Here is a 10,283-nt window from a genome sequence, read left to right on the forward strand (position 1 = left end):
CTTACGCGCCAGCGCGGCACGTCGGTCGTGATCGTCGCGCCGCGCTCGTTTCCCGGAGGAGGATGAGCGCGGCGGGGGAAATCCATGTCGAAGATTCTTGTCGTCGATGACCAGCGGAACATGCGGACCACGCTCGCGATGATGCTGCGTGGCGCCGGGTACGAGGTCGATGAAGCCGCGGACGGCAGCCAGGGCGCCGATCTGGGCGCCAAGGGGGCGTACGACGTCGTGCTCACCGACCTCCGGATGGGCGGCTTCGACGGGATCGGCGTCCTGCGCGCGGTGAAGGAGTCGAACGCGAACACGGAGGTCATCGTGATGACCGCGTACGGCACCATCGAGAGCGCGGTGGAGGCGATGCGGCTCGGCGCGTTCGACTACATCCAGAAGCCGTTCTCGGAGCAGGAGCTCCTCGTGAAGGTCGAGCGCGCGATCCAGAACCGGAAGCTCACCGGCGAGGTGCAGCTGCTCGCCAGCGAGTTCAAGGAGCGCTACCGGTTCGAGAACATCGTCGGCCGCTCGCAGGCGGTCCGCGAGGTGCTCGGCCGGATCGTCAAGGTCGCGCCGACCGACGCGACGGTGCTCATCACCGGCGAGAGCGGCACCGGCAAGGAGCTCGTCGCCAAGGCCATCCACGCCAACAGCAAGCGCGCCGACCGCCCGTTCGTGCCGGTGAACTGCGCCGCCATCAGCGAGACGCTCCTCGAGAGCGAGCTGTTCGGCCACGCGCGAGGCTCGTTCACGGGCGCGATCTCGGCGAGGAAAGGGCTCTTCGAGGAGGCCGACGGGGGCACGTTCTTCTTCGACGAGATCGCCGAGACCCCGCTCACCTTCCAGGCGAAGCTGCTCCGCGCGATCCAGGAGAACGAGATCCGCAGGGTAGGCGAGAACAAACCCATCAACGTCGACGTGCGCATCATCGCCGCGACGAACCAGGAGCTCCTGACCGCGGTGTCGGAGAAGCGGTTCCGCCAGGACCTCTACTACCGGCTGAACGTCGCGCGCTTCGTGCTCCCGCCGCTCCGCTCGCGTCGCGAGGACATCCCGATCCTCTGGGAGTTCTTCCTGGAGAAGTACAACCGCAAGATGAGCTGCCGCGCCCGCGCCGCCGACGGCGTCGTCGAGGCGCTGACGCAGTACGACTTCCCCGGCAACATCCGCGAGCTCGAGAACATGGTCGAGCAAGCGGTGGCCCTCTCCGGCGGCGGCCTCATCAGCGTCGATGACGTGCTGCCCGCCGCGGTGCAGCCGAAGCGCGCGCCCGAGGCCGGCGGCAGGCTGCTCGCCGACGTCGTCGACTGCGCCGAGCGCCAGGCGATCGAGGCCGCGCTCCGGGAGTGCGACGGCAGCCGGGAGCGCGCCGCCGAGGTGCTCGGGATCAGCGCGACCACGCTGTGGCGCAAGATGACCCGCCTGGCGATCACGTATCCCCCCGGCTGAAACGGCGCCGGTCTATCGAGCGCCTTGCCATCGCTCACCGGCCGGGCTCAGCAGCTCGCTCCCACGGCACACAGCGACCTCAGGCGGACCGTGCTCGACGGGCCATGCTCCCCCTGCACCTCGACCTGCTGCCCATCGAGCTCAGCCTGCATTCCTCCGTTCGGGTCGTATGGATGCGGCCGCTCGATCCGAGCAAACCACCTGACTCAGCCGTAAATCGAGGGAGCTAGCCTACGCGAGATTGCATCTTTGCAATGATGCAGCGTCGGGATTTGCCTTAGTGCAATGAGGCGCCTGATGTAGACTGTGCTCTTCTGTTTCACTTTAGCGTCGGCAACTGCAACGCGTCGATTCGGGAACTTGGCCCGGTGATTGCTAGACAGGTAGGCGTATTGGATGGCGGCGATCGCCGCAGGAGGACGCTTAATGGCCCGCATGCTGATCGTGGACGGTGAGAATTCCCAGCGTCGCGCTCTTTCGGCAGGGCTAAGCGTCGAGGGGTTCGAGGTCGTGTTCGCCGCCTCGTTCCAGGATGCGCTGCTCACCCTCGGCTCGTCCCCGGTCGATGTGGCGATGATCGATCTGATGATGCCGGACCTGAACGGCCTCGAGCTCGCGCGGCACATCCGGCATGCGTTCCCGAGGGTGCGGGTCGTGCTCTCCAGCGCGTATCACCTCTCCGCGCGCCAGGTCGAGCGCGCCGACTGCGGCGCGGTGGCCTTCGTCCCCAAGCCTTACCAGGTGGGCGAGATCTGTCGCTTCCTCCGCGCCAAGACGAACGTGCTCACGCCCGCGTCGTGCTAGTAGCGCGGCGTGCGCTGCGAGCTGCTCGACTACGAACTCCCTGAAGCGCTGATCGCTTCGCGGCCCCCCGAGGAGCGCGACGGAGCGAGGCTCCTCCTGGTCGATCGCGGCCGCAGGGCGGGCGAGGTGGAGCACGCGGCGATCCGCGATCTCGATCGGTACATCGAGCGCGGCGCGCTCGTCATCGTCAACGACACGAAGGTCGTCCCCGCTCGTCTGTTCGGGAGGAAGCGCGGCACAGGCGGGCAGATCGAGCTCTTCCTGCTGCAGCGGCTGGACGGGGCGCCGGCCGGCGCGGAGGACCTCGGCGGTGGGCCCCAGGAGAGCGCGCCGCGGTCCGAGCGCTGGCGGGCGATGGGGCGCGCCTCCAAGCCGATACGCCCGGGATCGGTGCTCGATATCGAGCGCGATGGCGCGCTGGTCGCGGAGGTGCTGGAGCGCGCCGAGGACGGCGTGCTCACGGTGCAGCTCTCCTCGCCCGCGGGGCTGTCCGTCGCCGCTGCGATCGACGCGTACGGGCACGTACCGCTCCCGCCCTACCTCGGTCGCGGTGACGACGCGTCCGATCGCGAGCGGTACCAGACCATCTTCGCCCGGGTCCCAGGAGCGGTCGCCGCGCCGACGGCGGGCCTCCACCTCTCGCCCGGCCTCGTCGAGCGGCTCCGCGCGAACGGGGTCGAGATCGCGAGCGTCACGCTGCACGTCGGCCTCGGCACCTTCCAGCCGGTCACGGTCGACGATCTCGACCTGCACCCGATGCACGCGGAGGTCTACTCGATCCCGGACGCGACCGCGGGCGCGATCGCGGGGGCGCGCGAGCGCGGCGCGCCGGTGATCGCGATCGGCACCACCGTGGTTCGCGCGCTGGAGTCGGCCGCCGATCCCGCCCGCGCAGGCCTCGTGCGGGCGCAGTCCGGGGAGACGCGCCTCCTCATCCAGCCGGGCTATCGGTTCCGCGTCGTCGACGCCCTGCTGACCAACTTCCACCTGCCGCGCTCGACGCTGCTCGCGCTGGTGTTCGCCTTCGCCGGCCGCGAGCGCACGCTCCTCGCGTACCGCGCGGCGATCGACGCCGGCTACCGCTTCTACTCGTATGGTGACGCCATGTTGATCCGTGGGGTGGACGCGCCATGAGCCGGACGCCTGGCTTCTCCTTCTCCGAGCTCGCGAGGGACGGGCATGCCCGGACGGGCGTGCTCTCCACGCCGCACGGCGACGTGCTGACCCCGACGTTCATGCCGGTCGGCACCCAGGGCAGCGTGAAGACGTTGACCCCTGCCGAGGTGGCCGCGACCGGCGCGAGGATCGTCCTCGGCAACACCTACCACCTGTGGCTCCGCCCTGGCCCCGAGCTCGTCGCGCAGCTCGGCGGCCTGCACGCGTTCACCCGCTGGCCGCACGCGATGCTCACGGACTCCGGGGGCTTCCAGGCCTTCTCGCTCGCCGAGCGGCGCACCCTCGTCGAGGACGGCTTCGTGTTCCGATCGCACCTCGACGGCGCCCGCAAGGCGCTCACGCCCGAGGTCGCGATGGAGGTGCAGGGGCTGCTCGGGGCCGACATCGCGATGCAGCTCGACGTGTGCCCGCCAGGCGGCGCGCCGCGCCCAGAGGTCGAGGAGGCGTGCCGCCTGACGACGCGCTGGGGGAAGCGCTGCCTCGCCGCGAAGCGCCCGAGCCAGGCGCTCTTCGGCATCGTGCAGGGCGGCACCTCGGTCGCGCTGCGCATGGCGCACGCCGATGAGCTCGGCGCCTTGCCGTTCGACGGGCTCGCCCTGGGCGGCTTCTCCGTGGGCGAGCCGATCGCGATGATGCACGAGGTCGTCGCCCAGATCGGGCCGCACCTCGACCCGACGCGCCCCCGCTACCTCATGGGCGTGGGGACGCCGATCGACCTCGTGCACGCCATCGGCGCCGGGGTCGACATGTTCGACTGCGTGCTCCCCACCCGGAACGCGCGGAACGGGCAGGCGCTCACGCAGCACGGCAAGATCGTCATCAAGCAGGCCCGCTACAAAGAAGATCGTTCGCCGCTCGATCCGACCTGCGCTTGCCCGACCTGCGCCGGCGGATACTGCCGCGCGTACCTGAGGCACCTCTTCATGGCCGGCGAGATCCTGGTGCTGCGCCTGCTGACGGAGCACAACCTCCACCTCTATGGCCGCCTGATGCGAGAAGCGCGCGCGGCGATCGCCGAGGGGAGGTACGCGGCGTTCGCTCGTGCGTGGCTCGGCGCGAGCGGCGCCGGTAATGCCAACGACGCGAACGACGCGAACGACGCGAACGACGCGAACGAGACGGTGGGCGCGACCGAGTCGACCGAGTGACCCTACATCGTCGCCATGGCCTCTTCGATGCGTTCGCGGAGCGGGTGCAGCGGGCGCCGTCGCGCCGCCGGCGCATCGCCTGCGCTGCCCGGAGGGTTCCGGAGTAACATGGGCGGATGGTGAGCTCTCGCCTCTGGCGTCGGGACGCGCGCTCGGATCCGCGCGCCTCGGGCGGCGTCCTGGCCGCGCTCGACCCGGCCGTATGCCCGAGCCGCCGGCGCACGAGCCCGAGCCGGTCGTGTCGGTCGGATGGCGGCCTTCGCGCGCGGGTCGCGTGCTTGCCCGCGCATTCCTGGTCCATTAGCCTTCGAACTCGGCCCGCGGAATGACGCAAGACGCCAACAAGAAGCCGCTCGGACGCATCCTCCTGCAGCAACGGGCGGTCACCCAGCCCCAGCTCGAACAGGCGCTCCTCGAGGCGCGCGCGAAGGGGGTGCCCCTCGCCACGAACCTCATCGAGAGCGGCACCGTCTCCGAGGTCGCTGCGCTGAAGGCCCTCTCCGAGCAGAGCGGCGTTCCTGGCATCGATCTCAACCAGGTCTGCATCAAGCTGAGCGACCTCTCCATCCTCCCCCGCGAGATCGCCGCTAAACACAAGCTCCTTCCCGTGCTCGTGCGCGAGGATCGCATCCTCGTGGCCATGGCCGCGCCCGCCGACAAGAAGGTGATCGACGAGCTCGAGTTCGTGACCGGCAAGCGCGTCTTCCCGTACATCGCGCTCGCGGGTCCCCTCGTGCGGACCATCGCGGCCGCCTACGACATGAAGGAGCAGGGCGAGCCGTTCTACGTGGGCGCCAAGTGCCCGCCCGAGGTGCTGAAGCGGGCCGGGCTCGGCTCCACGGCGTCGTCCGCCTCCGAGGCGCCGCCCGCGCCCCCGCCAGCCCCTGCGCAGCCCGCGCCGCGCCGGCCCGCGTCCGCCGTGCCCCCGGCGACGGCGGCCCAGGCCCCGGTGGCCCAGGCCCCTGCGGCGCCCGCTCCCAGCGCCGCCCCGCCGCCGCCGCGGCCCGCGCCGGAGCGCCCGCGCGACGACGCGGAGATCTCGTTCGCCGATCTCACCGACGATCCGAGCCCGCCCGCTGCCGCGTCGCCGGCCCGCCTCTCCTCGGCGGGGCCGCCGCTCGTCGTCGACGACGCCATGCGGAGGGCGGCGGCGGCCGACGAGCTCACGGACACGGATTTCGGCACCGCAGACCGCGATCTCTCCGTCGTCGAGTCGCTCCCGGGCGCAGGCAAGGCGCCGCAGGGCGATCAGACGACGATCCTGGTCGTCGACGACGAGCCGGAGATCCGGAAGCTGCTCCGTCGCATCTTCGAGGAGCGCGGGTACCGCGTGGAGGAGGCCGATCGCGGGCTCCTCGCGCTGCGCATGGTCAAGGAGAATCCGCCCGACGTGATGATCCTCGACGCCATGCTGCCGGAGGTGCACGGCTTCGACATCGCCCGCCGCATGAAGGGCACCCAGCGCTACGGCCACATCCCGATCATCATGATCTCGGCCGTCTACCGCGGGTGGCGGTTCGCGGAGGACCTGAAGTCGAGCTACGGCGTGGAGGCCTACATCGAGAAGCCCTTCCGCGTCGCCGACGTCGTCGCCGCCGTGGAGAACGCGCTCCAGGCGCGCTCGATCCGCGGCGATCAGGACCGGATCTCGGCGGAGGCGGAGCGCCTCCTCGCCGCGGGGATCGCGGCGTACCGCGCGGGCGATTTCGACAAGGCCGTGCGGCACCTGCGCGAGGGCACGGCGATCGACCCGCTCGCGTACCGGCTGCACTTCCACCTCGGCCTGCTCTACGGCAAGCAGGGGCAGCTCTACGACGCCATCCAGGAGCTGGAGACGGCGCTGCACATCAACGGCAAGCACTTCCCCGCGCTGAAGAACCTGGCCGTGCTCTATCAGAAGGCTGGGTTCCGCAACAAAGCCATCGAGACCTGGGAGCGCGCGCTGGGCGTCGCCCCCGATGACCCGACGCGGCAATCGATCAAGGAGCACTTGCTCGGGCTGCTCTGACGCCTACCCCATGTCGTCTGGGGCCAAGCTGTCGTAGACTGCGCCATTCCACCGGCAGGCGCGTCCTTGGATGAAATTCATCTGCGATAACTGCAAGGCCAAGTACCAGATCGGTGACGAGAAGGTCGCCGGCAAGATGGTGCGGATGCAGTGCCGGCGATGCGGGCACCTCATCCAGGTCAGCGCGAGCGTCACCGAGAGCTCCGTGGCGCGTGCTCTCCCGGTCGAGCCGCCGCGCGAGGCGGGCGACGATGCGCACGTCGCCCCTCCGAGCGACGAGGCGCCGGCGGCGGACGGCGCGGCGAGCCCGTTGAAGCCGCCGCTGGCTTCGTCCCTGGGCCACGGCGCCGCGCCTGCGCCGCCCCGGCCGGCGTCCCAGGCCCTGCCGCGGCCGGCGGGCGCTCCTCGACCCCCGGTCGCGCCGCGCGCCGTCCCTGGACCGGCGTCGAGCCCGCGCCCGGCGACCGCGCCGCAGGCCTCCCCGGCAGCCCGGGCTGTCCAGCCTGCGCCCGCGGCGCCGGCTCGTTCCCCTGCGCCTGCCGCCAGGGCGGCGGAGCCCGCGCCGCCGGCGGGGGCCGCCGGCGCGTTCACGCGCGCGATGTCCAATGACCGCCCGCTCGGGAAGGCGCCGGCCGTGCGCGCCACGGCGAGCGAGGACTGGTACGTCGGGGTCGGCGGCGTCCCGCTCGGCCCGGTGCGCCTCTCGGTCATTCGCGACAAGGCGCTTGCCGGCGCGGTGGACGGCGAGTCGCTCGTCTGGCGCGAGGGCTTCGACGAGTGGCTGCCCCTCAAGAACTTCCCGGAGCTGCTCGAGATCGTCACGCAGGCTCAGTCCACCCGCCTGTCCACGCCCGCGCGCCGCATCAGCACCACGGGCTCCTCTGTCGGTCAGGCGCACGCGTCTCCCTCGGCAAAGGCGCCCTCCTCGTCGAGGGGCCCTGCGCTCGCGGGGGCCGTACCTGCGCGCACGGCGACGCGCGAGCCGGACCCTCCTGGCCTGAACGAGCAGGCCCCGGCGGTCGCCGCCTTCACCGCGGCGGGGATGCCCGCTGTGTCGGCCCCGCTTCCCGTGCCGGTCGCATCGGCTACGTCCGTTGCGTCCGTTGCGTCCGTTGCGTCCGTTGCGCGCGTCACCCCGGTTGCGCCAGCAGCGAGCGCGCCGGCCGCATGGCCAGGAGCGTCGGCAGGCGCCGGGCGGACCCACGCCGCGGGCGCTGCGCCGGTGGAGATGCTCGCCGATCCCTTCGCGGCCGATCGGACGGTCCCCGTCGCGTTCGCGCCCGGACCCGAGCTGGCCGCGTCCGCCTCGACCGAGCTCGCCCGTGGGGCCGGCGGCCTGGCCGCGGGCGGGTCGCCCTCTGCGGCGGCGCCCGCGGGTGGCCTGGCCGCTGGGGTAGCCCGCTCTGCGACGGCGCCAGCAGGCGGAAGGCCGACCGCGGGGGGCTCACCCGCCGCGGCAGGGGCCATCTCCGCCGTAGAGCCCGCACCTCTGGTGGGTACGCCAGGCAGCCTGGTGGAGACGGTCGCGCCAAGGCGCCGATCGGGCATGAGCCCGCTCGCATACGCCTTCATCGCCATGGCAGCGGCGTTCGGTGGCGTCTCCGCGTTCGTCCTGCTCTCCCCGAAGCCGCAGCAGCCCGTGCAGGTCGTGACGGCCCCCCCGCCGCAGAGCCAGCCGGTCGATTTGCCCACGGCGGCCCCGCCGCCGCCGCCGAGCGTCGAACCGGACGCACCTGCGCCGGCCGAGACGGCTTCTGCCCGGCCAGAGGTCGCTTCGACGGGCAAGGCGGGCGGCGTCGCGAGCCAGCGCCCTCCGCCGGACAAACCGGTCGCTCCACCGGCCTCTGCTCAGCTCGACCGGTCAGGGTTCGGCGCCGGGGTCCCCGGCCCCTCGTCAGGGCCGGGCAGCCAGGGGGGCGGCGCCGGTTTGACCCCGCTTTCCCAAGGGGAGATCTCCGGCGTCGTCGAGTCGAACCGCCCCAGCGTCCGCCGCCACTGCTGGCAGCCCGCCCTCGACGCGCGCGCCAGCAACGCGGCCAGCACCGCCAGGGTCTCCGCTTCGGTGGTCATCGCCGCGTCGGGCGCCGTCCAGTCGGTCTCGGCCGGCGGGTCGGAGAAGGATTACCCCGGCCTGTCGAGCTGCATCGCCTCCCGGATCAAGTCCTGGCGGTTCCCTCCTTCCTCGGGTTCCACCCCCGTGACGATTCCGTTCGTCTTCGCCGCGCAGTAAGCCCGCTGCTCAGCAAGGATGCACCCCTGCGGAGCGAAGGCCGCTCGATCGGGCGCTTCGCTTTACGTCTGCCCAGGCAGGCGGTAATCGACGCGCTCATGGCAGAGCGCAAAGTCCGAATCCTCGTGGCGAAGCCCGGCCTGGACGGCCACGACCGCGGCGCCAAGGTGGTCGCCAGGGCACTCCGCGATGCGGGCTTCGAGGTGGTCTACACGGGCCTGCACCAGACCCCCGACATGATCGCCTCCGCCGCTGTGCAGGAGGACGTCGACGCCGTGGGGCTGTCGATCATGTCCGGAGCACACAACACCCTCTTCCCCGCGGTTATCGAAGCGCTCCGGAGCCGCGGGGCCGAGGACATCGTGGTGTTCGGTGGGGGCATCATCCCGGACGAGGACATCGCGCGGCTCCAGAACGCCGGCGTGAAGGGCGTCTTCACCCCAGGGACCACCCTGAAGAGCATCGTGGAGTGGGTCCAGACCAACGTGACCCCCCACAGCTGACCGCCGCCGCGGGGCGCCTCCCCACTCTCCCCCACCGCGGGGCGCCTCCCCACTCTCCTCCACCGCGCGCCTCCCCCGCCCCGTTTCACCCCAGCCACAGGCTCGCTGAGCCCGCCCGGTAACCCGGCTACGCACCCGTTCGCGCGGCCGCGAATCGATGTGCTCAGGGCGGCGATCCGTCTTGCTTGCTTTCTGTCTTGCCAGCGTCCGCCCGACGCGTTCCAGCCCACCTCCGAGCGGCTCCCCACTTCCTCCCACGGCCCTGCTCGAGGGCCATTTATCGATAAATCGCGCTGTTTTGTGGGGTGTGACCTTGAAGGTTTATGTCCTACATAGGTGGCGGATGAGGTCCAGAAATCTCCCAAACTGTTGACACTCGGCACCTCACTCCGTAGCGTGGCGGAGCTTCGTGGGAAGAAGTGGCAGAGAATGTCACGACGCGGCGTGCGCCCGTTGGAGCAACGCGTCGCCAACCCCTCGGCGGGACGGACCAGCCGGAGCTGGGGTCGATGAGCACGATGTTTCGCGGTCACTTCGAGCACGCGATCGACGCGAAGGGGCGCACGAGCCTTCCTTCGCGCTTTCGCGATGTGCTCGCGGCCGCGAACGACCTGCGGATGGTCATCACCCCGGCCCTCTTCGACCCCTGCCTGCACGCGTACCCGATGAAGGCCTGGGAAGAGCTGGAGGCAAAAATTGCAGCACTTCCGCAATTTGATTCGAACGTGGTCGCATTCCGGCGCCGTTATCTGTCCGCGGCCGTCGAGTGTGACCTTGACAAACAGGGCCGGATCCTCATCCCGCCGTCCCTCCGCGAGCACGCGGACCTCACGAAGGACGTGCTGTGGGCGGGCATGGGCCAGACGATCGAGCTCTGGTCGCAGGAACGGTGGAAGGCCGCTCAGCAGATGAGCGAGGTCGAGCTTCAGAGCTTCAAGAACGCAATCGCGGAGCAGTTCCGCCTATGAACGTCG

General features: G+C 71.1%; 8 protein-coding genes. All 8 read left to right on the forward strand.

Annotation, left to right across the window (positions count from 1 at the left end; all coding sequences use genetic code 11):
* Nucleotides 1-84: 84 nt before the first annotated feature.
* The 8 genes from WME95_RS09445 to mraZ all read left to right on the forward strand — a co-directional run bounded on the left by WME95_RS09445 (nucleotide 85) and on the right by mraZ (nucleotide 10,277).
* Nucleotides 85-1,440: a sigma-54-dependent transcriptional regulator gene (locus WME95_RS09445; protein ID WP_437551113.1), complete on the forward strand. Its 1,356-nt coding sequence runs from the start codon at nucleotides 85-87 to the stop codon at nucleotides 1,438-1,440.
* A gap of 396 nt (nucleotides 1,441-1,836) precedes the next feature.
* Entirely contained in the window at nucleotides 1,837-2,244 is a 408-nt protein-coding gene (locus tag WME95_RS09450) for a response regulator (protein ID WP_437908079.1), read from the forward strand.
* Between the two features lie 9 nt (nucleotides 2,245-2,253).
* The gene (queA, locus tag WME95_RS09455) at nucleotides 2,254-3,378 is read left to right on the forward strand and encodes a tRNA preQ1(34) S-adenosylmethionine ribosyltransferase-isomerase QueA (RefSeq protein WP_437908080.1); all 1,125 of its coding nucleotides are present in this window, start codon (nucleotides 2,254-2,256) and stop codon (nucleotides 3,376-3,378) included.
* Entirely contained in the window at nucleotides 3,375-4,568 is a 1,194-nt protein-coding gene (tgt, locus tag WME95_RS09460) for a tRNA guanosine(34) transglycosylase Tgt (protein WP_437908081.1), read from the forward strand. The genes queA and tgt overlap by 4 nt, the downstream gene beginning before the upstream one ends.
* Nucleotides 4,569-4,893: 325 nt before the next feature.
* Nucleotides 4,894-6,576 (forward strand): response regulator, encoded by a 1,683-nt coding sequence (locus WME95_RS09465; RefSeq protein ID WP_437551120.1) that lies wholly within the window; start codon nucleotides 4,894-4,896, stop codon nucleotides 6,574-6,576.
* 70 nt (nucleotides 6,577-6,646) lie between these two features.
* A complete protein-coding gene (locus tag WME95_RS09470; RefSeq protein WP_437908082.1) occupies nucleotides 6,647-8,806 on the forward strand; it encodes a GYF domain-containing protein in 2,160 nt (719 codons plus the stop codon).
* A gap of 98 nt (nucleotides 8,807-8,904) precedes the next feature.
* The gene (locus WME95_RS09475; protein WP_012234290.1) at nucleotides 8,905-9,309 is read left to right on the forward strand and encodes a cobalamin B12-binding domain-containing protein; all 405 of its coding nucleotides are present in this window, start codon (nucleotides 8,905-8,907) and stop codon (nucleotides 9,307-9,309) included.
* Nucleotides 9,310-9,818: 509 nt separating this feature from the next.
* Complete coding sequence (mraZ, locus tag WME95_RS09480) at nucleotides 9,819-10,277, forward strand: division/cell wall cluster transcriptional repressor MraZ (protein ID WP_012234291.1); 459 nt, start codon at nucleotides 9,819-9,821, stop codon at nucleotides 10,275-10,277.
* Nucleotides 10,278-10,283 lie beyond the last annotated feature (6 nt).

Source organism: Sorangium sp. So ce327 (assembly GCF_051530205.1).
Classification (GTDB): Bacteria; Myxococcota_A; Polyangia; order Polyangiales; family Polyangiaceae; genus Sorangium; species Sorangium cellulosum_B.